Genomic DNA, 24142 nt, shown 5'->3' with positions numbered 1-24142 from the left:
AACGTGGCAGTGAAGAGGAACACCTGGCAGCGGGAAGCCGTACGCGAGTCGCTGAACTCCCGGAACGGTTTCGTCAGCGCACAGGGTCTGCACCAGGGGCTCCGAGAAGCTGGATCCCACATCGGACTCGCGACCGTGTACCGCGCCCTCGCCGACCTCGCGAACGTCGGCGAGGCGGATTCCCTGCAGTCTCCTGAGGGAGAGAGTCTGTATCGGGCGTGCGAAACCACCGGCCACCACCACCACCTGATCTGCCGCAACTGCGGCCTCACCGTCGAGATCGAGGCGACCGAGGTGGAGCGCTGGGCGCGGCAGACCGCATCCGATCACGGCTTCACCGACGCCAGGCACGTCGTTGATATCTTCGGACTGTGCTCGGCGTGCTCGTCAGGGTCTGCGTAGATTCACCGACGCCACGCCGTTGACCCCGTCCGTCGTGGGTGGCGGGTCCTGGGTGATTCGCGCACGGTGAGGGGGCGGTCATCCCTCGACGTTCGACGGGTCCGCGGTGCCGGTGTCCGAATCGTCGTGGTCCCGGGCATCGGGGCGTGGTCCGTCCGGCTGCCCGGTCCCACCCGCGGGCCGTCCCCTAAGCGGCTGTGCGACATCCCCGGGGCGGACTGCGGCTGGGGGCCGGCATCCCGGGGGAAGTCGCTCGCTGGCGTCGCGGCGGTCGACGGCGCCCTTTCCGGTTCAGCGGACACGGGGCTGGCTTCGTTACTCATGGGGTTCCTCCGGTATCGTCTGGAGTTCACGGGCTAACCGATCCTCCGCCGTCTTCCGATGAACCGGTCAAGAGCGGGCTGCAGAGCTCCCTTCTGCGGCAGCGCGGCATCCGTCCGGTGGCGCTGAGGCCGTCGTTCGCAGAAGAGCCTGGCGTCCTGTACGATAGATCCTTGGCTGAACGGGCACCTCCCGTTCGGATCGCACAAACGTCCCCCTGTTGTGAAATGCAGGTGGTTTGCGTGTGCCGACAAGAGATCTTGGGCAGGGCGGAAGTCCTGCGGTATTGAAGGAGAGAACCATGGCAGCAACCTGCCAGGTGACTGGAGCCATTCCCGGCTTCGGACACAACATTTCGCACTCGCACCGACGCACGAAGCGTCGCTTCGACCCCAATGTGCAGAAGAAGACGTACTTCGTACCGTCGCTTCGCCGTAACGTCACGCTCACGCTGAGCGCCAAGGGCATCAAGGTCATCGATGCTCGCGGAATTGAGTCGGTCGTCAAGGACATCCTGGCTCGTGGGGAGAAGATCTAATGGCAAAAGCACAGGACGTTCGTCCGATCATCAAGCTTCGTTCGACGGCAGGAACCGGTTACACCTACGTAACCAAGAAGAACCGTCGTAACAACCCCGACCGTCTCGTACTCAAGAAGTACGACCCCGTAGTGCGCAAGCACGTTGAATTCCGAGAGGAGCGCTAAGCCATGGCTAAGAAGAGCATGATCGCCAAGAACAACCAGCGCAAAGTTATCGTTGAGCGTTACGCGGCAAAGCGCCTCGAGCTGAAGAAGGCCCTCGTGGACCCGAACGGCACCGACGAGTCACGTGAAGCTGCTCGCCTCGGTCTGCAGAAGCTTCCCCGCAACGCTTCACCGGTGCGCCTGCGCAACCGTGACGCCGTTGACGGACGCCCCCGCGGCCACCTCTCGAAGTTCGGCATCTCGCGTGTCCGCTTCCGTGACATGGCGCACAAGGGTGAACTGCCCGGCATCACCAAGTCGAGCTGGTAAGCACCACCACCTCCGCACCGAACGGGTGCCGGCCTTCTGGCCGGCGCCCGTTCTGTCGTTGACGGCGAAGCCGCGGAATGACGCGGATTTGCGCTGACACCGTTATCCGGAGCCAAAATGTGGGGTCAAAGTGACGGATGCTGTGACACGCCGCAGAAAATGGGGCCACACGAGCCCGATTTCCGCGAGATCATGCGGAACTCTGATACATTCGAGGCGGTCAGACAGACCGGCCCGGGTGCACGAACGGCTCGGGGCAAGTTATGAAACAGGCTGTAGAAAGCAAAGTCCGAGGAGGACAACTCAATGGCTGATAAGTCGCTTAACAAGACCGAGCTCGTTGCAAAGATCGCATCCGAGACGAACCAGAGCCAGGCGACCGTTGGCGGCGTCCTCGACTCGCTGTTCACCGTGCTGGCTGACTCGGTCAGCAATGACGTCAAGGTCACCATCCCGGGATGGCTCGCCGTCGAGCGCACCTCACGTGCCGCACGCACGGGCCGTAACCCGCAGACCGGTGCCGAGATCCAGATCCCGGCCGGCCACTCGGTCAAGGTCTCGGCTGGATCGAAGCTCAAGGCTGCAGCAAAGTAGTCGTCATGAAAGGGGATGCCGCGCGCTGCGCTGCATCCCCTTTCGTCGTTAACGCGCCACGGAGCATCCGCTGCCCGGCCGAACCCGCCTTCCCCGACCTCAAATTCAGCAGATCCTTGGGACACGCCGGATGCCGCGGCCGCTCAGACGGCGTGTCGGCCCGGTTCTCCTGAATCTGGACGAAGATCCTGAATGTGAGGTCACCACGGCGCCGTGTGACGCGGCACCGCGCCGCCAGCGCAAACGGAGGTTCGTGGCCTGCCCACGACGTAGGCTTGAGGGGTGCTTCGCGTTACCCGGATCGTCGGCCCTGCCCTCCTCGCCGCCGTCGCGCTCCTCACCCTCCTGGTAGGGCTGGCCTATGGCGGAGGGGCGGACGCGCGCCCCATCGGTGACCCGGGAGCCCTCGTTCGTTTCGGGCTGCCGATCGCCAAGCTCTTCGTCAACATCGGCGCGGCGGTAACGATCGGCGCGATCGTGCTTGCGTTGTTCGCCCTCTCACCGAAGAAGAACGAATACCATCGCGCCCTCGACGTCGCCGCGGCGGGCGCGGCGCTGTACGCCGTAGCCGCCGGCGCCACCGGGTTCCTCACCTTCCTGAACGTGACAGGCACCGCGGTCACCTTCGACGACCAGTTCGGCGCCAAGCTCGGCCTGTTCTTCACCGATGTCGAACTCGGCCAGGCGTGGCTCGCCACCACGCTCATCGCCGCCACGCTCACCGTGCTGTGCTTCGCTGTGCGCGGCCAGACCCTCATGGTGTTCGTCGGAGTGCTCGCACTCATCTCCCTCGTTCCGATGGCGCAGCAGGGCCACGCGGCCGGCACGGCGGGCCACGACGCCGCCATCACCGGGTTGGGGTTGCACCTTCTCTTCGCCGCTGTGTGGCTCGGCGGCCTGCTCACGATCATCCTCCTCCGCAAAACCTTCGATTCCGGTCGCATCGTCCCCGTCATCGAGCGTTACTCGACTCTCGCCCTTGTCTCCTTCCTCGTCGTCGCCGTATCCGGCTATGCGAGCGCTGAACTCCGGATCGGCAGCCTCGACCGACTGCTCACCCCGTACGGCGTGCTCGTGCTCGGCAAGGTCGCCGCGCTCGTCGCGATCGGGCTCTTCGGCGCTGTCCACCGCAACTGGCTGATCGGGCGGATGAAGGCTTCACGAGAGACGGTCACCCGTTTCTTCTGGTGGATGGTCGTCGCCGAACTCGCTTTCATGGGCGTCGCCTCGGGGCTCGCCGCAGCCCTCGCCCGCACCGCTACGCCCGTTCCCGAGGAACTTGCCGGCGTACCGACCGCCGCTGAACTGCTCACCGGTGAGCCGCTCCCGCCCGAATTGACCTTCGAGCGCTACTTCACCACCTGGGACATCGACCTCATCTGGCTGCTCGTCGCGGCTTTCGGGATCTTCTTCTACGTCGCCGGCGTCGTCCGTCTGCGCCGCCGCGGTGACAAATGGCCGATCCACCGCACGGTGTTCTGGATCCTCGGACTGCTCGTGCTCTTCTACCTGACCAGCGGCGGTGTCGCCGCGTACCAGGATTACCTCTTCAGCGTGCACATGCTCGGGCACATGGGCCTCACCATGCTGGTCCCCGTTCTACTGGTGCCTGGCGCCCCTGTGACCCTCGCCATGCGAGCCGTTGAGAAGAGGGACGACGGATCCCGCGGTGCGCGCGAGTGGATTCTCCTCGCCGTCCATTCCAAGTTCGCCGGTGTCATCGCCAACCCTGTCGTCGCAGCCGTGCTCTTCGCCGGTTCGCTCTGGGTCTTCTACTATTCCCCGCTCATGCGCTGGGCGATGACTGATCACATCGGACACCAATGGATGATCGTCCACTTCGTGCTGTCCGGCTACCTCTTCGTCCAGTCCCTGATCGGCGTGGATCCCGTCCCTTTCCGGCTCTCCTATCCGATGCGTTTGCTGCTCCTGCTCGCGACGATGGCTGCGCACGCCTTCTTCGGACTGGCGATCATGTCGAATGTGGGGCTGTTCCTCGCCGACTGGTTCGGCGCCATGGGCAGGACCTGGGGTCCTGCGCCGATGGCCGACCAGCAGATCGGGGGCGGCATAGCGTGGAGTCTCGGCGAGCTGCCGACGATCGCGCTCGCCATCACGGTCGCCATCCAGTGGAGCCGAAGCGACACCAAAGAACAGAAACGGCTCGACCGGAACGCGGATCGCACCGACGACGCCGAGCTCAAGGAATACAACGAGCGCCTCGCCCGGCTGTCCGGTCGCGGCTGAGCGGATTACGCGTCGTTGTCTTCCTTGATCGTCGCCGCAACGGTCCCGTCGGACAAGACGTAGAGGTTGCCCACCATGGAGAACGGCACGTCGGCGTCGTACGGGGTGATTGATCCGTCGAAGAGGGACTGGACGTCGACCTCGAGGTGAGCAGCGCCCCTGGTGGGCGGGATCACCCACGATTCAGTGCCGGCTTCGACGCTGATCTGCGGATAGTCCTCGAACGACCACTGCGGGTCGCCGGAGATCCGGTCGTCGACGACGATACCGAACGGGCATCCGGTCGGCTGCAGAACCTTCTGCTCTGCGCAGGCATCGAGCTGCGCGTTCACGGACTTCTGGGCGGCAGCGAGGAACTCGTCGGTCGGGGCCGCTTCCACAGCGACCTCGTGCACGCGGGTGGGCTCGTCGACGAGAACGGGTACCTTCTCGGAAGTGACGAAGTCGCTGGTCGATTCAATGATGTAAGCGCCAGGCGTGAACACCTGCACGTTCACAATGTTGTGGAACGCCGGGTCCGGTCTTCCCGTCAGCGACCGGGTATCGAGAGAAAACCCGTTCGTCGTGAACACTGTCGAGTGCTCGACGGCAAGGTTCACGACGGCGAGCGGGCTCCGCGCGAACGACCAGGTAGGAATCAGCGGGAACCGGGTCCCGGCACTCTTCACGAGGAAGGTCGATTGGCCGTACGCGTCGTTGCTGTGGAACGACCAGGTGACCGAGTGCAGGCCGTGCCCCTGATCGACGTCTTCGACGAGGGTGAGGTCGGTCAGCTCAGGAAGGGCCGCATTCCGCAAGAGCGCGTTGGAGCTTCCCTCGGGGAGGCCAGCTTCTTTGAGCTCGGATTCGTCGAGCGTCACACCCGGAATCCGGAGCGCGCCGGCCGCATCCTTCTCCTGCAGTTTGCTGAGATAGTCGCCGACGAAGGCCCCGGCTCCGTAAACGTCGCGATTGAGCGCGCCCATCGCAGCGAACGCCGCACCAATGAGCATCGTCCCGACCACGGCCCAGATGATGGTCGCCCGTGTCCGCTCCGCCATGGATGCTCGCGGCTCAGGTGCGGGTGGTTCGATCCAGCCGGCCGGTGCGCTCTGTTGCGGGTGCATCTGGGCGGGGTTTTGGGGCTGGCTCACGCAGCTATCCTATGGTGATCGCCTCGAGTGCCCCATCCGGGAGGGTCTCTGATCGGCTACCCGTCCACAGCCCTGTACGCCCCTCCCGGCCTCGGCGAATACAGTAGATAGTTCCAGCGAACATTCCTGAAGGCATCCGTGACCAACCCCCAGCCGAGCATCGAGCTGTCCTCCGAGCAGCAGGCCGTATTCGACCGGATCGAGGGCACCAGGGAGCACGTCTTCGTCACCGGCCGGGCCGGCACGGGCAAGTCGACCCTGCTCAACCACTTGTCGTGGCACACGGAGAAGCAGATCGTCATCTGTGCTCCAACCGGTGTCGCTGCGCTCAACGTCGGAGGGCAGACGATCCATTCGCTGTTCCGGCTCCCGATCGGGCTGATCGCCGACCACGACATCGACCAGAGCGACGCGGTGAAGAAGCTGCTCAACACCATCGACACGCTCGTCATCGACGAAGTCTCGATGGTCAACGCCGACCTGATGGATGCGATCGACCGTAGCCTCCGTCAGGCACGGCAGCGGAGGCACGAACCCTTCGGCGGCGTGCAGGTCGTACTGTTCGGCGACCCATACCAGCTCGCCCCTGTGCCGGGGCAGGGCGAGGAACGCGAGTACATCCAGGACACCTACCGGTCGTTCTGGTTCTTCGACGCGAGAGTGTGGCAGGAAACGCCCCTGCACATCATCGAACTCGCCGAGATCCATCGGCAGTCGGACGCGGACTTCAAATACATGCTCAATGCGGTCCGTCACGGGCAGGTCACCGCCCAGATCGCTGGGGCGCTCAACTCGATGGGGGCGAGGACGCCACCCGACGACGGCACGATCACCCTCGCGACCCGCAACGACATCGTGAACCGCATCAACGCCGCAGCCCTCGCGAAGCTTCCCGGGCGTGCGCTCAAAGCCAACGCCGAAGTGAGCGGCGACTTCGGCAAGGGCACGTTCCCGGCCGACGAAACGCTCGAACTCAAGGTCGGGGCACAGGTGATGTTCCTCCGCAACGACAGCGGCGGGGGCGGCGACGGGCAACGCTGGGTGAATGGGACGATCGGCCGGGTGACCAAGATCGACACCAATGTGTTCGTCGACGTCGACGGGGAGGTCGTCGAGGTCGAACCAGTGGTGTGGGAGAAGTACCGGTACAGCTACATCGCCGCGACGAAGCAGCTCAAGAAGGACATTGTCGCTGAGTTCACCCAGTTCCCGCTCCGGCTGGCCTGGGCGGTCACCATTCATAAATCGCAGGGCAAGACCTATGACAGCGCCATCGTCGACCTGGGCTCACGTGCGTTCAGCCCCGGCCAGACCTACGTCGCGCTCAGCCGGCTGACCTCTCTCGAAGGCCTCTACCTGACCCGGCCGCTGCGCCCGAGCGACATCCTGGTCGACACCGATGTGGAGCGGTTCATGCGGTGGGAGCGCCCGTCCCCCCTGGGCGCGGCAGAGACCCCGTGAAGGACCGCGGAACGGGTCCCTCGCAGGTGGTCAGCCGGCGAGCATCCGTTCCCTGACATCCTTGCGCAGCACCTTGCCGATGAGCGAGCGGGGGAGGTCGTCCACCTGCACGATTTTCTTCGGGACCTTGTAAGCGGTCAGGCTCCTGCGGCAGAAGTCCCGCAGGGCGTTCTGATCGAACACGGTTCCGTCCTGCATGACCACGGCGGCGGCCACATCCTCTCCGCCGCTTTCCCTGGGGAGCCCGATGACCGCTGCCTCGCGTACGTCCGGGTGGTCCATGAGCGCCTGTTCCACCTCGGACGGCGACACGTTGAAGCCGCCGGTGACGATGAGCTCCTTGACCCGGTCGACGACCGTGACGAAGCCATCGGCAGACACCTCGACGATATCGCCGGTGCGCAACCAGCCGTCGCCGATCAGCGAAGCCGCCGTCTCCTCCGGGCGCTTCCAGTAACCCGAGAACACCTGCGGGCCGCGGATCAGCAGTTCGCCTGCCTCCCCGGGGCCGCGGTCCACCGACGTGTCTGCCGGGTCGACGACCCGAATCTCGGTGTTCGGGAAAGGCACTCCGACGGTGCCCGGCCGACGCGTCGGACCGATGGGGTTTCCCAGGGCCACTGGCGACGTCTCCGTCATCCCGTAGCCCTCGACGAGAAGGCCGCCGGTCGCCTGCTCCCAGCGCCGGACGATCGACACGGGCAGGCTCATCGCCCCTGAGATGGCGAAACGGATGCCGGACAGGTCGATTTTGCGACTTTCAGAGGCACGCGCGAGCGCCTCGTAGATCGGGGGTACGGCAGGCAGGAACGTTGCCGGCGTCTTCGAGAACGCGGCGAGCACAAGGTCGACGTCAAATTTCGGGAACAGCACCACCGTCGCGCCGATACTCATCGCGAAGGTGAGGCATAACGTCAATCCGTACGCGTGGAACAGGGGGAGGACGGCGTAGAAGACCTCGGTGCCCTCGGAGAGGCCGGGCACCCACGCGCGGCCCTGGGCAGCATTCGTGAGGAGGTTGGAGTGGCTGAGCATGACGCCCTTGGGGCTGCCGGTGGTGCCGCTCGTGTACTGCAGCAACGCCAGGTCGCCGCCGGCGGGGCGCGGATGCCTGCGACGGAGGCTTCCATGCGAGATCAGGGAGTCCCATGCGGTGGTCCCGCTGACAGGGGAGCCTGTGGTGAGGGCCCGGCGGGACGCCCGTGCTTTGGCGACCGGCAACCGCAGGGCGACGCGGGTGCCGAACGGCATCGCCTTGGTGACGTCGACCGCGACGACGGCGTCGATCGGCAGGTCCCGCGGGAAGTCGGTGATCAGGCCGGCAACTTTGTCCCACGCGATCACAACGCGTGCGCCGTGGTCCTCGAACTGGTGACGGAGCTCCCTGGCGGTGTACAGCGGGTTGTGTTCGACAACGACGGCGCCGAGGCGCAGCACAGCGTAGAAGGCGATGACGTGTTGCGGGCAGTTCGGGAGCACGATCGCCACCCGATCGCCTTTTCCGACGCCGAGGCGCCGCAGTCCTTCGGCCGCTCGTCCGATCTGGTCACCAAGCTCCGCATACGTGGTCGGCTCGCCGAAGAACTGCAGCGCCGTCTTGCGCCGGAACCGGGCGACGGCATCCTCGACCATGTCGACGAGCGACCCGGAGGGCACGTCGATCTCGTGCGGGACTCCTGGCGCGTACGCGTCGAGCCAGGGTTTGGTGTCGAACGTGCTCACACTGCTCCTTTGCTTGGCGCGGCAGCCGTCGGCCGCCGCTCGGGTTTTTCAGGCCGCGGATCGGGCTTTCGCCACGGCGAGGTCACGGAAGAGATCCGTGTTGAACCGATACGCGACCAGCACCTCGTCGATCACTCGCGTGCGTTCCGCATCGTCCCAGGGCACAGCATCCAGTTCTTCGCGGTAGGTGTCCTTGAACTCCCGCGGTTGGGCGATGTGACCGAAAAGGTAGAAGCCGACGCCGTTCGTTTCGAAACCGAACTGCCGCTGCATGATCATGCGGATGACCTGGCCGCCGGAAAGGTCACCGAGGTACCGCGTGTAGTGGTGGGCGATGAAACCGCCTGCCCAGGTCGCTCCGACCTCCAGGATGCGGGCGACGTACGCCGCCGTGGTGGGGAGGGGCTGGATGGATTCCCGCCAGTTCTCGCCGAGCAGGAACCGGAGGTCGGCCTCGATAGCCGGGAGGCGGGTCAGCCTGTCGGACAGGAACGGTGCAACGACAGGGTCGTTGCTTCTCAGCTCGGCGACGCCCTCGACGGCTTCGTAGACGAAGAAGTTCTGGGCCACCAGGGCGATGTAGTCCTCACGCGTCCCCTTGCCCGTCATCAGGTCACCCATGAAGTCGGCGCCCTCACTCTCAGCGTGACCGCCGCGGGTTCGTTCTCGCAGCTCCTGCGAGAACGGAAGAAGGTTCGGCATCACACTCCGTCGTCGGTAAGGGTGTCCTTAGCCTAGCGACGTTGGAGGTCTGGATGGGCTAATGGCCGACATGTGATATTGGCTCCTCTGGGACAGCGGGTGTGCCATGTCCGCCGTGCGGCACGGCCTGGGTTCCTGCGTGCGTGCCCGCGAGAGCAGGGGTGACCAGGCCAGCGACGAGCAGGGCGCTGAGGGTCATGCTCAGCAGGTACCGCCAAGGGGGAGCGGATGCTGCCGGCCGCGGCGCCAGCGAACCTCGCCGAGCGACGGCCACCCCGGCGGCGGCGAAGAGACTGAGGATCGACGCCGCCGCCATCGGACCGAACGGCAGCGAAGCGGTCATCGCCGATCCGCCAAGCGCGATGGCCGCGGTGACGTCCAGGCCCCACAGCGCCACCGGGGCGACGGCCGCGGGGAGTGCCGCCCGCGGCAGGACGAGCCGGCCGCAGGCCAGGAGGGCGACCCCCCAGCCGAGCTCCGCGACACCGAACCCGGTCAGGACGACCGCAAGGAAGAGAGGGGAGCCCGCCGCGACCGCGAGATGGACCAGGCCCACCCCCAGGCTCGCCAGGGCCATCCCGTTTCGACTGCTGTCGGTCACGATGCTCCCCTCCCGTCGGAGCCGGCCGCTTACGCGGTGACCGTGCGGGTGCGAACGGACTTGTCTGCGGCCAGGCCGACGCCGAGGAGCACGATCGCGCTGGCGAGGTGCAGGAAGTGATCGGCGGTGTTCAGGGCGAGGATGTTGAAGGCGGTGCCGACGAGGAAAAATCCGACGATACCCAGCAGGAGGTAAACCGCCCCGACGACGGTGTTGACCGACCGGGCGGCGGCGACGGTGGACAGGCCGGCGATCAGGAGGGCGGCGCCGATGAGCAGGTGGGCGATGTTGTGCAGCGGGTTGACGGCGAACAGGCCGAGCAGCAGGTTGCCCTCTGTGGCGATGAAGCCAACGCCGCCGGTGACGGCGAAGCCCAGCAGGCCGACGAGAAGGTAGACGGCGCCGAAGATGCTGGCAAGAAGGCGGTTCGGTGAATTGCGCATGATGGGGGTTCCTCCTGTGTGTTCGTGCAGCGGTTGCCGCACATGATCACATTCGGACTGCTCGGGGGAACGGTTTGGTTCTCTCTGAAGATCCGCTGAGAAAGCGGTCAGGTCCCGTGGGCAGGCAAGCCGAGTTCGACGCACGTGGCGTCGTAGAGCGCGAGCACCGTACGACGGATGCCGGAACGCTCCCTCACCTCAGCCCTCATTCGAGGGCCCCTGCCCTGCCCTGTTCATCCACCGTTATCAGCTGAGCGGCCGGCCCGCGAGGGGTAGCCGCCTTGTGGGGCGCCTTTGTAGGCTCGGCCGGAACCGGAAGGGATTCATGGCACTCATCGGCTTCCATGCCTCGCACGAACAGGTCCACCCCAGCGCGCTCCTCGACGCCGTGATCCGAGCGGAAGCCGCCGGATTCCAGGCGGCGATGTGCTCGGACCATTTCGCTCCGTGGAGCGAACGCCAAGGTCACTCCGCGTTCGCGTGGGCGTGGCTCGGGGCCGCCCTGCAGGCGACATCACTGCGCCTCGGCGTCGTCAACGCGCCAGGACAGCGCTATCACCCGGCGATCATCGCCCAGGCGGCGGGAACGCTGGCCGCCATGTACCCTGGCCGGTTCTGGGCCGCCCTCGGATCGGGTGAAGCCGTGAACGAGCACATCACCGGTGAGGGCTGGCCGTCGAAGGCGGTCAGGAACGCCCGTCTCGAGCAGAGCGTCGACGTGATGCGCCGGCTTCTCGCCGGCGAAGAAGTGAGCACTGCCGGACTGGTCACCGTCGACCGCGCGCGGCTGTGGACCCTGCCAGAGACGGCGCCTGCGCTGCTGGCCGCAGCGGTGAGCCCGGCGACGGCCGAATGGGCCGCAGGCTGGGCCGATGGACTTGCCACCGTCGCCCAGGCGCCGGAGGATCTCGAACGGATGGTTGACGCCTACCGTGGGGCGGGAGGAAAAGGCCCCCTCGTGCTCCAGGCGCATGTGAGCTACGCCAGGACCGACGACGAGGCGCTGGCTCTCGCGCACGATCAGTGGCACACCAACGTGTTCTCTCCACCGGTCTGCTGGGACCTCGATTCTCCCGAGGCCTTCGAGGAAGCGGCGAAGCACGTGCAACCGGAAGATATGCACTCCACCGTCCTGATCTCCTCCGAGCCTGGCTGGCACGCAGAGAAACTCGCTGGGTTCATGGACCTCGGTTTCGATGAGATCTACCTGCACCACGTCGGCGTCGAACAGTCCGAGTTCCTGGACGTGTTCGGGGACCGCGTGCTCCCGCAGTTTGCGACGGCTGGGGCAAGCGCGTGAGAATGACGGACACCGCCGACCTCTGGTGGAAGACGGCGGTGGTGTACTGCCTCGATGTCGAGACCTTCATGGACTGGAACGATGACGGCGTCGGCGACCTCGCTGGCCTGGCACATCGGATGGACTATCTCGCCGAGCTCGGCGTCACGTGTCTGTGGCTGATGCCGTTCTACCCGACTCCCGATCGCGATGACGGCTATGACATCACCGATTTCTACGGAGTCGACCCGAGGCTCGGTCACCACGGCGACCTCGTGGAAATCGTCCGAACCGCTCGGGACAGGGGCATGCGGGTGATCGCGGACCTCGTCGTCAACCACACGTCCGACAGGCATCCGTGGTTCAAGGCTGCCCGATCCAGTGTTGATTCGCCGTATCGGGACTTCTACGTGTGGCGGGATGCGCCGCCGGCGAAGGAAGCGGAGACGGTGTTCCCCGGCGAGGAGTCCAGCGTGTGGGAACTGGACGAAAAGAGCGGCCAGTACTATTTGCACCGGTTCTATCGGCACCAGCCGGACCTCAATGTCGAGAACCCGCGGGTGCGGGACGAGATCGATAAGGTGATGGGTTTCTGGCTCGAACTCGGAATACACGGGTTCAGGGTCGATGCGGTCCCGTTCCTGCTGGAGCCGTCGGAGGGGAAACTTGCCGGCGACGACTACGGTGACCCGCACGACTACTTGCGATCGTTGCGGTCCTTTCTCGGGCGCCGCTCCGGTGACGGCATCCTGCTCGGCGAGGTGAATCTGCCGCGTGAAGAGCAGCTCCAGTATTTCGGCGGGGAGGCATCCGACGAACTGACCATGCAGTTCGACTTCGTCGGCATGCAGAAGTTCTACCTCTCCCTGGCCAGGGCCGACGCGCGGCCCATCGCCGAGGCGCTCAGCTCGCGACCGGCGATCGGGCTGCAGTCCCAGTGGGCGAACTTCTTGAGAAATCACGACGAACTGACCCTCGACAAGCTCACCGAGTCCGAGCGGGAAGAGGTCTTCCACGCCTTCGCGCCAGACGAGGACATGCGGATCTTCGACCGCGGTATCGTCAGGCGGCTGCCGCCGATGCTCGACGGCGACCCCCGCCGCATCCGGATGGCGTACAGCCTGCTGTTCTCCATGCCAGGCACACCGGTGCTGTTCTACGGTGAGGAAATCGGCATGGGCGAGAACCTGGCGATCCCGGGGCGAGGGTCGGTGCGCAGCCCGATGCAGTGGACGAGCGGCAAGAACGGCGGTTTCTCCCGCGCCGCGAAGTCGCGGCTTGCGGCTCCCGTCGTCGAAGACGGCTTCTCGCCCGAACACGTCAACGTGGCGGACCAGCGACAGGACCCCGACTCGCTGCTCCACTTCATACGCCTCCTGATCCGCACCTACCGCAACTCGGTCGAGATCGGCTGGGGCGATTTCGCCGTCCTGCCGCAGCCCAACGCCGCTGTCCTCGTGCACTCGGTCACCGGCGCACAGGGACGCATGATCGCCATGCACAACTTCGGCCAAGAACCGGCGATCGTCCCCGTGACCGTGCCGGACGCGGATGCCTCCACGCGGCTCATCGACCTGCTCGAACCCGACGACGTGGTGCTCTCAGACAACGGAGCTGCGGAGCTCGCCCTGCCGGCTTACGGCTTCCGATGGTTGAGAGTGGCCGACGACGCTACGAAGCGGTTGCACTGAGCAACTCTTGGCGACATCCGACGGATCAGCGCCGAACGGGACGAGGGCTCGATTAGACTCCCCCCTTGTAGGCTCAGCGGGGTAACGAATGAAAAATAGCGTGAAACACAGCAGGAGAGTCGGTCTGCTGACCATCGCGGTCGGGGTAGTGATGAGCCTTTTGGCCTGCTCCACTGCGCCGGCGATCACGCCGGGGGCTCTCCGGGAACAGCCAACCCAGCAACTCCCGGCTGCGACCGTCGAGGCGCTCAACGCCTCACTCGCCGAGGCGATGCCCCTCGCCGCGGCACCCGGTGCCATCGCCGGGGTGTGGGCTCCCTGGTCGGGGCAATGGGTCTCGGCGCAGGGCACGACAGCGCCTGGCGGTTCCGAGAAGATGTCCACCGACATGCGGTTCCGGATCGGTGACAACACCAAGCCGATGACCTGCGATGTTCTCTATGGTCTCGTTTCGGAGGGGGCCGTCGGCCTTGACGATGAGGTGTCCGGGTACCTGCCCTCCATCCAGGGGATCGAGGGCATCACGCTCGCTCAGCTGTGTCATGGCACATCGGGGCTCGGAGATTTCGAGAACACCCTCGGTCAGCTTTTTGCAGCCAACCCGACACGGCAGTGGTCGACGTTCGAACTGGTCTCGGACGGAATCGCCAATCCGCGGACCGGACGCCCGGGGGAGTCGTACGCCGACTCCGACACCGATTACGTGCTGCTGGGGCTCGCCCTCAAAGAAGCGACGGGCAGCACGTGGAAAGAGTTGTACGAAAGATACGTCTTCGCTCCGCTCGGCATGAGCGATTCGCTGTTCCCCGAGCCGACCACCCTCGAGATCGCCGACCCGTTCGTGCCCGGGTGGGAAGCGTTGAGGGCAGCCGACGGAACACTCGCGTGTGACGCGCCGAAGGACGAAACCCTGCTCTCCAACTCGCTCGCGTTCACCGCTGGCGGCGTCGTATCGTCCATCGCTGACCTGCAACGCTACGCGCAGTCCTTCGCCACTGGTGCGCTGCTCAGCGATGAGCTCAGGAAGGAAGCGTGGGCCACGGTTCCGCTGGGTGGGGATGCCCCCGCGTGGCAGTCATTCGGTCCAGGCGGTCTGCAGCTGGGTCCGCTCCGGGGCCAGGTCGGCTACATCCCCGGTCACATCTCCGCGATGCTGTCCGACCCCGCAACCGGGCTGACCGTCGTCGTTCTGCTCAACAATTCGACGGCGGGATCGGGGTTCGCGCAGACTCTCGCCATGAAGCTCGCGGCGATCGCGGCCAAAGCGCAACCGGCCGGTGGACAGAAACTTCCGCTCGTCGGCCTTCCCTGGTCCGAAGAGCAGATGACCGAGAGGCTGGCCGCTTCGGCCGTCTGCCAGCCGCAGGGCTGAGGTTCTTTGGCTCGCGTGCGACGGCGACGAGTCGTTCAACGCTGGTCATCCACGGCCGGCGTGTCCTAGCGTGGAGCCCATGACGATCGAACCGGACACGAAGAACTGGACCTGGGTACTCGAACGGCGGTGCCCGGAGTGCGGATTCGACGGGACATCCGTCTCTCTCGAGGACGTCCCCTCCCTGCTCCGGGACAACATCGGATACTGGCCGGCCGTGCTGGAACGCCCGGATGTCGCTGCCCGTCCCGACGACTCGACCTGGTCGCCGCTGGAGTACGCGGCGCACGTGCGTGATGTCTTCCGCGTCTTCTCCGGTCGGCTCAATCTGATGCTCGCGGAACACAACCCGGAGTTCGAGAACTGGGATCAGGATGCCGAGGCGATCGCTGCTCGGTACGGCGAGCAGGACCCGCTCCGGGTTCGGGACGAACTGGTGGAGGCAGGAAACGCGCTCGCCGACGCCTTCGAGCGTGTGCCGGCCGAAGCGGCATCCCGCCCCGCCCGGCGGAGCGACGGCTCCGCGTTCACCGTCGAATCTCTCGGCCGCTACCTGCTCCATGACGTCGTCCACCACCGCTGGGACACGCAGGCGACCGGCTGACCTCGATCGCTCGCCGGTACCGGGTGGCGGGCTCTTCATGACCCGACGCGTCTCGCGGATCCGGCTGGAGCACTCCACGCCCGGATGTCAAGGGCTCAAAATCGGTGTTGACTGGGAATATCTTGTCTTGTGCGAAGGGGCGTCGCACCCGGTGATAGCACTCTGAGCAAGTTGGTCCCAATCCAAGAAGGAGCACAGCATCATGACATCTCGACCTGTAAACGCTCAGACGTCGCGGGCCGGTCGCACGCCCGTTCAACTGGCGTCGCTCGTCTTCGGAATCGTTTTCCTCCTCGTCGGAGTCCTGGGGTTCATCCCCGGTGTCACGGCGAACTACGGCGACCTGCTCTTCGCCGGCAGTGGCTCAGGAGCCCTCCTGCTCGGTGTCTTCCAGGTGTCGATCCTCCACAACATCGTGCACCTGCTCTTCGGCGTCGCCGGTGTTGCGCTCGCGCGCACCGCCTCTGGGGCGCGGAACTTCCTCATCTGGGGCGGTGTGATCTACTTCGTCCTGTGGATCTACGGCCTCTTCGTTGCCGGAGGTGACACGCCGGCGAACTTCGTTCCTCTCAACAACGCAGACAACTGGCTGCACCTCATTCTGGCGATCGCGATGGTAGCCCTTGGGCTGCTGCTCGGTCGCCGGGATACCACGACGAACCGCCGCTGAATGAGCGGTCCGACCGGCTCCGGGCAGAACCTCTGGTCAGGGGTCCTGCTCGGAGTCGGCGTCGTCGCCTTCGTGGACGAAGCGGTGTTCCACCAGATTCTCCACTGGCACCACTTCTATGACCGCTCGACGCCGGCTGCTGGGCTGGTGTCCGACGGCATCTTCCATGCATTCGGCTGGTTCGCGACGGTGGCGGCCCTGTTCCTGTTCGCCGATCTGCGTCGCTCAGGGCGCCTGCACTGGAGTCGCTGGTCGGGTGGCATCCTGCTCGGTGCCGGGTTCTTCCAGCTCTACGACGGAACGGTCCAGCACAAGCTCTTCGGTCTCCACCAGATCCGGTATGGCGTCGATCTGCTCGGGTACGACCTCACCTGGAACATCGTTGCGCTCCTTTTGATCGCGGCGGGCGCCGTGCTCCTTCTCAGGGCGCGCCGGGTTGCAGCAGGCGGCAGGCCTCTTCCGTCGGTGGCCAGTCGTGCATAACCACGGCGGCGGGATCTCGCTCGTCGAGGTCTCCAGTTTCGGCCTCCTCGCGGCGATTGCGTGTTATGTCTTCGCCGCACTTCGGCGGAGCCCCCGCGGCCGCTGGCCGACCCATCGCATCCTTCTCTGGATCGCCGGGTGCCTCGTCACGGCGTTGAGCGTCCAGGCCGCGACAGCGAACCACGACGATTTCGCCGGGCACGCCCTCGCGCACGTCGGGCTCGGGATGCTGGCGCCTGTGCTGCTGATGCTGTCAGCCCCCGTGCGTCTCGCGCTGCGCTCCCTGAGCGCCGTCCCCGCGCGACGGCTCGCCCGGCTTCTGAGGAGCCGGCCGGTTCGGTTCCTCACCCATCCGATTCCAGCAGCGGTGCTCAACCTCGGTGGGCTCTGGCTGGTCTACTCGGGCGGGCTCTATGCGAGCATGCACACCAACGGGCTCCTATTCGTGGTCGTTCACACACACATCTTTGTTTCTGGCTACCTTTTTTCCGTGTCCATCGCCGGGGTCGACCCGAACCCGCACCGGGCACCCTTCGCGACCCGTGCGATCGTGCTCAGCGTCGTCATGGCAGGGCACAGCATCCTGTCGAAATACCTCTACGCGAACCCGCCTGCCGATGTCCCGGCCGCCTCCGCTGAGGCCGGGAGCATGGTCATGTATTACGGCGGGGACGCCGCCTCTGTCGTACTTGTCGTCCTGCTGTGCGCCGCCTGGTACCGCGACGTCGGCCGTCGACGGGGCCGTTCCGCGGCATCAAGGCAGCCGTCAACCGTCTGAGCTGTCGCCGTCTTTCTCCCGGTCGCGGGGGAGAAGGGAGGCGAGGTCGTCCTCGAGGAACTGCCGGAGGCGTTCAGGGCGCTCGCTCTCATAATCGGGCTCGTCGGCGACCGAGGACATTCGCGTCGCAAGGCGAGCGACGACGTTGTCGCCGATGTCGTTCCACGCGTCCATGCGGGCGCGCTCGGCGGCCGCTGCAACGAAGGCTTCGTCGTGTCGCGAAGACTCGAGCGAATCGGCAAGGGCGGTGTACAGCAGGTGACGGCGCTCGAGGGTCGCGGTGTCGATGCGTTGGTAGTCGTGAGCATGGTCAGCGAATCCCGCTGAGCGGCCGGCTCGAGCTTTGAGCATCTCAGCGCCGTGCGCATTCTCCCGTTGCTCCTCGGCCGCTCGGCGGAGCTCATCGTCCACGATCTCCGCGGTGGCCGTTTCGTCGAACGCCTTGTTCTCGCGAAGCGCCCGCACGATCAGCCGATTCCTCACCGCGAGGGTGACTCCGTGCCTGGCGATGAGGAGTCCCTCATCGAGCGCCTGCTCAAACGGAGCGAGCGGCTGCGGATCCGGCCGATAGGGTGCCACAGCAGGGAGCCGCCGGAAGAGCCGTGAAAGCCACGACCTGCGGGGGCTCACGTTGCTCTTCACACCGCCAGCGTAGGCCATCAGGGCAACCGGGGTGAGGCGGCCGGTCAGTGGGTGGCAGTGCTCTTCTCGGCGTCCAGCCGGACCTGGTCATTGTTGTGCACGATGAGCACCGGGCAGGTGGCGTGCGCCACGCAGGCCGAACTCACCGAGCCCAGAAGCAGCCCGGCGAAGCCGCCGTGTCCGCGCGATCCGAGCACGAGCATTTCGGCTCGTGCGCTGTGCCGGATCAGCGCCTTTGCGGGCGGGCCCTGCAGCATCGACATCCTGAACTGCTCCGGGCGATCGGAGCCGAAAGCCGCCTCTGCGACGTCACGAAGTAACTTCTCGATCTCCTTTTCGGGGGTCCACCCCGACTGGGACTGATAGAAGTCGTACATCGAATGGGTCTGCTGCCAGACCGCAACGGCCTCGAGCGGTGCATGGAGGGCGTCCGCCAGGCGACGCGCTTCGCGGAGGGCCTTGACCGAGGACTCCGACCCGTCGACACCGACCACGATGGGAGGGACGTCCCAATTTTTTGATCCTGCTGTGCTGCCTACCGCGTTGTCCGTCATGGTGCCAGTATGCCCGGGTGTGCCCGTCCATGGAACCGACGCCCCTCGGTGAACCACCAACCCAGGCGCTTACGGGGTGCCTGCCGTAGAGTCTGCGGTAACGAATCGTCCGCTTTGTCGACTTCTCGGGAGTACCTCTGGACGCTCAACACTCGGTCCTGCTCAACCTGGACAACTACCGCGCAGTGCTTTTCGACCTGGACGGCGTTCTGACGCCGACAGCCGATCTTCATCGTTATGCCTGGCAGGCGATGTTCACCGAGGTGTTCACTGAGAAAGGCGTTCCCGAGCGGTACACCGACGACGACTACTTCACGCACCTGGACGGGAAACGTCGATATGACGGGGTCGCCAGCATTCTGGCGTCCAGGGGCATCCGGCTGCCGTGGGGCTCGCCTGACGACCCGCCAACCGCCGACACGGTGACCGGCATCGGCAACCGCAAGAACGCTTACTTCTCCCGCGCGCTGGAGGAACAGGGCATCCGCCCGTATCCAGGGTCCCTGGCCCTTGTCGACCGGCTTCACGCGAAAGGGATGCCGATGGGCGTGGTATCGAGCTCGAGGAACGCCAGGTGGGTTCTTGCCGCAGCCGGTTTGATCGACCGGTTCCCGGTGATTGTGGATGGTGTGCTCGCTGCGCGGGAAACGCTGGCGAGCAAACCGGCGCCTGACATGTTCCTGTATGCGGCGCACGCGATGGCTCTCAAGCCCGCTGAGATCGTCGTCCTCGAGGACGCCATCTCGGGTGTCGCCTCCGCTCATGCCGGCGGATTCGGCCTTGTCCTCGGCGTCGACCGCGGCGCCGGGCGACAGGCGCTTCGTGACGCAGGGGCTGACGCCGTTCTCGACGATCTAGCGGTCCTCTCCCACCCAGCGGAGGTAGACACCGATGATCGACCGTGACCGTTTTCCCGTCGACCCGTGGCGCCTGGTCGAGACCCAGTACAGTCCAGACGACCAGGGCGTCACCGAGTCGCTGTTCGCCGTTGGCAATGGCTTCCTCGGCATGCGTTCGAACAATGTGGAGGGGCGCACAGCCCACGAACACGGAACGTACGTAAACGGGCTCCACGAAACCTGGAAGATCCGGCACCCCGAACAGGCTTACGGGTTCGCCGAAGTGGGGCAGACAATGGTCAACGCTCCGGACAGCAAGGTCATGCGGCTCTACGTCGACGACGAACCCCTGTCAGTCGCCGATGCCGATCTGCTCAGTTACGAACGCTCGCTCGATTTCCGCGACGGCGTTCTGAGGCGTGATCTGCTCTGGCTGACCCCCTCAGGCAAACGGGTCCAGGTGTCGGCGACGCGCATGGTGTCGTTCCCCGAACGTCACCTCGCGGTGATGACCCTCGAGGTGACGGTGCTCGATGCGGATGCCCCGCTGACGATCTCGTGTCAGATTCTCAACCGCCAGGATGGTGAAAACGAATACGACGGCGCCGTCGGCTCACGGGACGAGGGCAACGACCCTCGCACGGGAGGCCGGGTGTCGGATCGGGTATTCCTGCCGCGGGAATACTGGCAGGTGGGCGACCGGAGTGTGCTGAGCTACCAGGTTGCGAATTCCGGGATGACCCTTGCGGTTGCCGCCGATCATCTCATCGAAACCCCCAGCGACTTCAGTGTCGAACACTACATCGACGGTGATATCGCCAAGTACGTCTACTCCGTCGACGCGCGCCAGGGAAACCCTGTCCGCATCACCAAGATCGTGAGCTATCACAGCGCACGGACCACCCCGACGCGTGAACTCATCGATCGGTGCGAGCGCACGCTCGATCGCATCCGAGCTGCGGGGGTCGCGGCCCAGCTCGCCAAGCAACGCGAATGGCTCACCGATTTCTGGGCCCGTTCCGATGTAGAGGTCCCAACGCACGAGGACGTGCAACAGGCTATCCGCTGGAACCTGTTCCAACTGGCACAGGCAGCTGGCAGGGCGGATGACCTTGGGGTGCCCGCGAAGGGGGTCACCGGGAACGGCTACAACGGGCATTACTTCTGGGACACCGAGATCTACGTCATCCCGTTTCTGTCGTACACGAGTCCTCTGTGGGCGCGTAACGCCCTGCGGGTGCGGGAGCGCATGCTCCCTGCTGCCAGGCAACGGGCCCGGAAACTCAACGAAGCGGGGGCGCTGTTCCCGTGGCGAACCATCAACGGCGAAGAGGCATCCGCCCACTATGCCGCCGGCACCGCTCAGTATCACATCAACGCCGACGTGACGTATGCGCTCGCGAAGTTCGTCGACGCCACCGGCGACATCGACTTTCTCAGCAACGGTGCCATCGACATTGCGGTGGAGACGGCCCGCATGTGGCTGACGCTCGGCTTCTGGCGCTGGAACGGTGACGAGCGCTTCGAAATCCACGGCGTCACCGGACCTGACGAATACACGACCGTGGTCAACAACAATCTGTTCACCAACGTCATGGCCCGGTTCAACCTCCGCTACGCCGCCCAGGCCCTCCGTGAGGTGGCTCGCGAGAGGCCCGACGACTATGCCCGCACGGTTCGGAGGCTCAACCTTCGCGACTCGGAACTCGAGGACTGGGAGCGGGCTGCAGCGGCGATGACCATACCGTACTCGGAAGCGCTGCAGATTCACCCGCAGGATTCTCAGTTCCTCGAGCGAGAGGTGTGGGATCTGGCGGCGACCCCGGCCAGCCAGAAGCCGCTCATGCTGCACTTCCATCCTCTCGTCATCTACCGTTTCCAGGTGCTCAAGCAGGCGGACGTCGTGCTGGCGCTCTTCCTCCAGGGCGACCAGTTCACCGTCGAAGAAAAGCTGGCGGATTTCGACTACTACGATCCACTCACGACCAGTGACTCGACGCTCTCGAAGATCGTGCAGTCGATCATCGCCGCCGAAATCGGGTACCAGGAACTCGCGCTCGAGTATTTCCTCGACATGGTCTTCGTCGACCTGGCCGACCTCCACAAGAACACGGCAGACGGTGTCCACGTCGCATCGGCAGGCGGAGCGTGGAACGCTCTCGTGTCCGGCTTCGGTGGGATGCGTGACCACGACGGAATCCTCACTTTCGATCCTCGTCTACCTCAGGAATGGCCCGAATTGCGGTACCGGCTGACGTGGCGCGGAACCCGGATGCTCGTGAGCCTGACAGCCGAGAAGATGCGCGTCTCGGTCGTCGCCGGTGAGAACCCGGTGTCATTCCTCGTGCGGGGCGAACCCGTCGAAGTCGGGCCGGGGGCCGATGCCGAAGTGACGCTGTCCGGCCAGGGGCCCCTCCGAACCGACGCTCCCGGGCAGTTCCGCGCCAAGCGGCGCGAAGACGGCAGCGTCATGGAGCCCACTGCCGCGCAGTGCGCTGACGACTAACCGCCAAAGGGGATCATTCTCTTCCTGATCGACGATCGAGGGCTCCCTGCTGTACGATTCTCATGATGTGAACGTTTGTTCGCTAGATGAACGGGTGGGCCATGATCTCAAAGGTGAAAGACAGCGTCGAAGAGGCCGTCTCGGGAATACCAGACGGCGCCGTGGTGATGATCGGCGGATTCGGTCGCGCCGGTCAGCCCGTCGAGCTGATCGATGCACTCCTGGCGCAGGGTGCTACCGAGCTCACGGTCATCAACAACAACGCAGGTAACGGTGACACCGGTCTAGCCGCTCTTCTCGCGGCACGCCGCGTGCGCCGGATCATCTGCTCTTTCCCGCGGCAGAGTGACTCCCACGTCTTCGACGCGCTCTATCGCGCCGGAGAGATCGAACTCGAGCTTGTGCCGCAGGGTAACCTCGCTGAGCGGATCCGCGCCGCCGGTGCCGGCATCGGCGCCTTCTTCACGCCCACAGGATTTGGCACTGCCCTGGCTGAGGGTAAGGAGACGCGCGAGATCGACGGCCGCCAGTACGTGCTCGAGCACGCCCTTCGAGCCGACATCGCGCTCGTCAGTGCGTTCCGAGCCGACCGCTGGGGCAACCTGGTCTACCGCAAGACCGCTCGCAACTTCGGCCCGATCATGGCCGCAGCGGCGACCACGACGATCGTCCAGGTCGACGACATCCTCGAGCTGGGCGCCGTCGATCCCGAATCGGTCGTCACCCCCGGTCTCTACGTCGACCGGGTGGTCGCCGTCGGCGAACGGGCATGGTTGCGTGACGGCGAATTCGTCGGAAGCGATTCGATCGAAGGAGCAGCATCATGACGACCACGATCAGCCGCGACCAACTCGCCGCACGCGTCGCCCGTGACATCCCTGAGGGCGCGGTGATGAACCTCGGCATCGGAGCCCCCACCCGGGTGGCGAACTTCCTGCCTGCGGGTCTCGAAGTGATCCTCCACACCGAGAACGGCATGCTGGGCATGGGTCCGGAGCCGGCAGCCGACCGAATCGACCCCGATCTCATCAACGCCGGAAAGCAACCGGTGACGGAGCTGCCTGGGACGGCCTACTTCCACCACGCCGACTCGTTTGCCATGATGCGCGGCGGCCACCTCGACGTCTGCGTGCTTGGGGCCTTCCAGGTTTCGGAGCGCGGGGACCTTGCCAACTGGTCGACCGGCGCGCCGGACTCCATCCCGGCAGTCGGCGGGGCGATGGACCTCGCTATCGGGGCGCGTCAGGTTTACGTCATGACCGACCTTCTCACCCGTGCGGGCCAGTCCAAGCTCGTGAAGGAATGCAGCTATCCGCTCACCGGCGTCGGCTGCGTCAACCGGATCTACACCGACCACGCGATCTTCGACGTCACCCCGACCGGACTGGCCGTGATCGAACTGTTCGGCGACAACACGGTGTCGCAGTTGTCGGCGCTCACCGGCCTCGACCTCGACGACGCCACCATCACGGATGTAAACCACAAGGAGCTCGCATGACCGGCAGTTTCATCTACGACGCTGTTCGAACGCCGTTCGGGCGTTACGGCAAGGGGCTCTCCGGCGTCCGCCCGGACGACCTCGCTGGACACGCGCTTTCCGCTCTCCTCGCCCGGCACCCAGACCTCGACCCCGCTCGCATCGACGAGGTCCTCCTCGGGGACGCCAACCAGGCCGGTGAAGACAACCGGAACGTGGCGCGGATGGCTGCGCTGCTGGCCGGCCTTCCCACCTCGGTGCCCGGCGCGACCGTGAACAGACTCTGCGGGTCCAGTGTCGAGAGCGTGATCCAGGCCAGCCGTGCCGTCGAAACCGGTGACGCCGATCTCGTGATCGCCGGTGGCGTCGAGTCGATGAGCCGGGCGCCCTGGGTGATGCTCAAGCCCTCGAAGGCCTACCCGGCCGGACACGAGACGCTGCACTCGTCGACCCTCGGCTGGCGAATGGTCAACCCGCGGATGCCTGAGCGGTGGACCGTCTCGCTGGGGGAGACTGCGGAGCTACTCGCCGACCGTTTCTCCATCAGCAGGGAGGAGCAGGATGCCTTCGCCGTCCGCAGTCATCAGGCGGCAGCATCCGCCTGGTC

Annotated in this window: 24 protein-coding genes and 2 pseudogenes; 19 read left to right on the top strand and 7 right to left on the bottom strand. The window is 65.5% G+C overall.

What is annotated here, in order from left to right; genetic code table 11:
• Positions 1-3: 3 nt before the first annotated feature.
• The 6 genes from JWP90_RS08680 (at position 4) to JWP90_RS08655 (ending at position 4578) form a co-directional block, all read left to right on the top strand.
• On the top strand, positions 4-402 hold the full coding sequence (locus tag JWP90_RS08680) for a Fur family transcriptional regulator (RefSeq protein ID WP_297362593.1): 399 nt from the start codon (positions 4-6) through the stop codon (positions 400-402).
• 622 nt (positions 403-1024) lie between these two features.
• Positions 1025-1261, top strand: a complete 237-nt coding sequence (rpmB, locus tag JWP90_RS08675; protein WP_196832962.1) for a 50S ribosomal protein L28 — start codon at positions 1025-1027, stop codon at positions 1259-1261.
• Complete coding sequence (gene rpmG, locus JWP90_RS08670; protein ID WP_091182394.1) at positions 1261-1428, top strand: 50S ribosomal protein L33; 168 nt, start codon at positions 1261-1263, stop codon at positions 1426-1428. The genes rpmB and rpmG overlap by 1 nt, the downstream gene beginning before the upstream one ends.
• A gap of 3 nt (positions 1429-1431) precedes the next feature.
• The gene (rpsN, locus tag JWP90_RS08665; RefSeq protein ID WP_090711643.1) at positions 1432-1737 is read left to right on the top strand and encodes a 30S ribosomal protein S14; all 306 of its coding nucleotides are present in this window, start codon (positions 1432-1434) and stop codon (positions 1735-1737) included.
• Between the two features lie 306 nt (positions 1738-2043).
• Positions 2044-2331, top strand: coding sequence for an HU family DNA-binding protein (locus JWP90_RS08660; RefSeq protein ID WP_297362578.1), 288 nt, complete (start codon positions 2044-2046; stop codon positions 2329-2331).
• A 282-nt stretch (positions 2332-2613) separates the two neighbouring features.
• The gene (locus tag JWP90_RS08655) at positions 2614-4578 is read left to right on the top strand and encodes a cytochrome c oxidase assembly protein (protein ID WP_297362576.1); all 1965 of its coding nucleotides are present in this window, start codon (positions 2614-2616) and stop codon (positions 4576-4578) included.
• A 5-nt stretch (positions 4579-4583) separates the two neighbouring features.
• Here the strand turns inward: JWP90_RS08655 and JWP90_RS08650 are convergent, their stop codons facing one another.
• Entirely contained in the window at positions 4584-5711 is a 1128-nt protein-coding gene (locus tag JWP90_RS08650) for a hypothetical protein (RefSeq protein ID WP_297362573.1), read from the bottom strand.
• A gap of 138 nt (positions 5712-5849) precedes the next feature.
• Between JWP90_RS08650 and JWP90_RS08645 the strand changes: the two genes are divergently transcribed.
• Positions 5850-7172, top strand: coding sequence for an AAA family ATPase (locus tag JWP90_RS08645; protein ID WP_297362571.1), 1323 nt, complete (start codon positions 5850-5852; stop codon positions 7170-7172).
• Positions 7173-7202: 30 nt separating this feature from the next.
• Here the strand turns inward: JWP90_RS08645 and JWP90_RS08640 are convergent.
• The 4 genes and pseudogenes from JWP90_RS08640 to JWP90_RS08625 form a co-directional block, all read right to left on the bottom strand.
• A pseudogene (locus JWP90_RS08640) lies at positions 7203-8897 on the bottom strand (long-chain-fatty-acid--CoA ligase); the annotation flags it as partial.
• Positions 8898-8942: 45 nt separating this feature from the next.
• The gene (locus JWP90_RS08635) at positions 8943-9596 is read right to left on the bottom strand and encodes a heme oxygenase (biliverdin-producing) (RefSeq protein ID WP_297362568.1); all 654 of its coding nucleotides are present in this window, start codon (positions 9594-9596) and stop codon (positions 8943-8945) included.
• A 58-nt stretch (positions 9597-9654) separates the two neighbouring features.
• On the bottom strand, positions 9655-10197 hold the full coding sequence (locus JWP90_RS08630; RefSeq protein ID WP_297362565.1) for a hypothetical protein: 543 nt from the start codon (positions 10195-10197) through the stop codon (positions 9655-9657).
• Positions 10198-10226: 29 nt separating this feature from the next.
• Positions 10227-10640: a DUF4383 domain-containing protein gene (locus JWP90_RS08625; RefSeq protein ID WP_297362562.1), complete on the bottom strand. Its 414-nt coding sequence runs from the start codon at positions 10638-10640 to the stop codon at positions 10227-10229.
• A gap of 325 nt (positions 10641-10965) precedes the next feature.
• On the opposite strand from JWP90_RS08625, the gene JWP90_RS08620 reads away from it, so the two are divergent.
• From JWP90_RS08620 to JWP90_RS08590, 7 genes are all read left to right on the top strand, one after another.
• Positions 10966-11940 carry a TIGR03885 family FMN-dependent LLM class oxidoreductase gene (locus JWP90_RS08620; RefSeq protein WP_297362560.1) on the top strand — a complete coding sequence of 325 codons (975 nt, stop codon included), beginning with the start codon at positions 10966-10968 and terminating at the stop codon, positions 11938-11940.
• Complete coding sequence (locus tag JWP90_RS08615) at positions 11937-13610, top strand: alpha-amylase family protein (RefSeq protein ID WP_297362557.1); 1674 nt, start codon at positions 11937-11939, stop codon at positions 13608-13610. Before JWP90_RS08620 ends, JWP90_RS08615 begins: the two co-directional genes overlap by 4 nt.
• A gap of 100 nt (positions 13611-13710) precedes the next feature.
• Entirely contained in the window at positions 13711-14982 is a 1272-nt protein-coding gene (locus JWP90_RS08610; protein WP_297362554.1) for a serine hydrolase, read from the top strand.
• Positions 14983-15061: 79 nt separating this feature from the next.
• Positions 15062-15586 carry a DinB family protein gene (locus JWP90_RS08605; protein ID WP_297362551.1) on the top strand — a complete coding sequence of 175 codons (525 nt, stop codon included), beginning with the start codon at positions 15062-15064 and terminating at the stop codon, positions 15584-15586.
• Positions 15587-15788: 202 nt separating this feature from the next.
• Positions 15789-16256: a DUF4383 domain-containing protein gene (locus JWP90_RS08600; protein WP_297362549.1), complete on the top strand. Its 468-nt coding sequence runs from the start codon at positions 15789-15791 to the stop codon at positions 16254-16256.
• On the top strand, positions 16257-16739 hold the full coding sequence (locus JWP90_RS08595) for a DUF2243 domain-containing protein (protein ID WP_297362545.1): 483 nt from the start codon (positions 16257-16259) through the stop codon (positions 16737-16739).
• On the top strand, positions 16732-17517 hold the full coding sequence (locus tag JWP90_RS08590; protein ID WP_297362542.1) for a cytochrome c oxidase assembly protein: 786 nt from the start codon (positions 16732-16734) through the stop codon (positions 17515-17517). Before JWP90_RS08595 ends, JWP90_RS08590 begins: the two co-directional genes overlap by 8 nt.
• Here JWP90_RS08590 and JWP90_RS08585 read toward each other — a convergent pair.
• Positions 17506-18159, bottom strand: a complete 654-nt coding sequence (locus tag JWP90_RS08585) for a hypothetical protein (protein ID WP_297362539.1) — start codon at positions 18157-18159, stop codon at positions 17506-17508. The genes JWP90_RS08590 and JWP90_RS08585 overlap by 12 nt on opposite strands.
• Before the next feature lie 44 nt (positions 18160-18203).
• Positions 18204-18713, bottom strand: a complete 510-nt coding sequence (locus JWP90_RS08580) for a universal stress protein (RefSeq protein WP_297362537.1) — start codon at positions 18711-18713, stop codon at positions 18204-18206.
• Positions 18714-18898: 185 nt separating this feature from the next.
• Between JWP90_RS08580 and JWP90_RS08575 the strand changes: the two genes are divergently transcribed.
• The 5 genes and pseudogenes from JWP90_RS08575 to JWP90_RS08555 form a co-directional block, all read left to right on the top strand.
• Positions 18899-19618, top strand: coding sequence for an HAD-IA family hydrolase (locus JWP90_RS08575; protein WP_297362504.1), 720 nt, complete (start codon positions 18899-18901; stop codon positions 19616-19618).
• Positions 19605-22058, top strand: a complete 2454-nt coding sequence (locus tag JWP90_RS08570) for a glycosyl hydrolase family 65 protein (protein WP_297362501.1) — start codon at positions 19605-19607, stop codon at positions 22056-22058. Before JWP90_RS08575 ends, JWP90_RS08570 begins: the two co-directional genes overlap by 14 nt.
• Positions 22059-22159: 101 nt before the next feature.
• Entirely contained in the window at positions 22160-22885 is a 726-nt protein-coding gene (locus JWP90_RS08565; protein WP_297362499.1) for a 3-oxoacid CoA-transferase subunit A, read from the top strand.
• Positions 22882-23556, top strand: coding sequence for a 3-oxoacid CoA-transferase subunit B (locus JWP90_RS08560; RefSeq protein ID WP_297362496.1), 675 nt, complete (start codon positions 22882-22884; stop codon positions 23554-23556). The genes JWP90_RS08565 and JWP90_RS08560 overlap by 4 nt, the downstream gene beginning before the upstream one ends.
• Positions 23553-24142: pseudogene (locus tag JWP90_RS08555) on the top strand (3-oxoadipyl-CoA thiolase); the annotation flags it as partial. The gene JWP90_RS08560 and the pseudogene JWP90_RS08555, both read left to right, overlap by 4 nt.

Origin of the sequence: Mycetocola sp. (genome assembly GCF_025464835.1) — a bacterium.
Lineage (GTDB): Bacteria > Actinomycetota > Actinomycetes > Actinomycetales > Microbacteriaceae > Mycetocola_A.
Note: the sequence above shows the minus strand (reverse complement) of the source record. Positions and strands in the feature narration are given on the sequence as shown.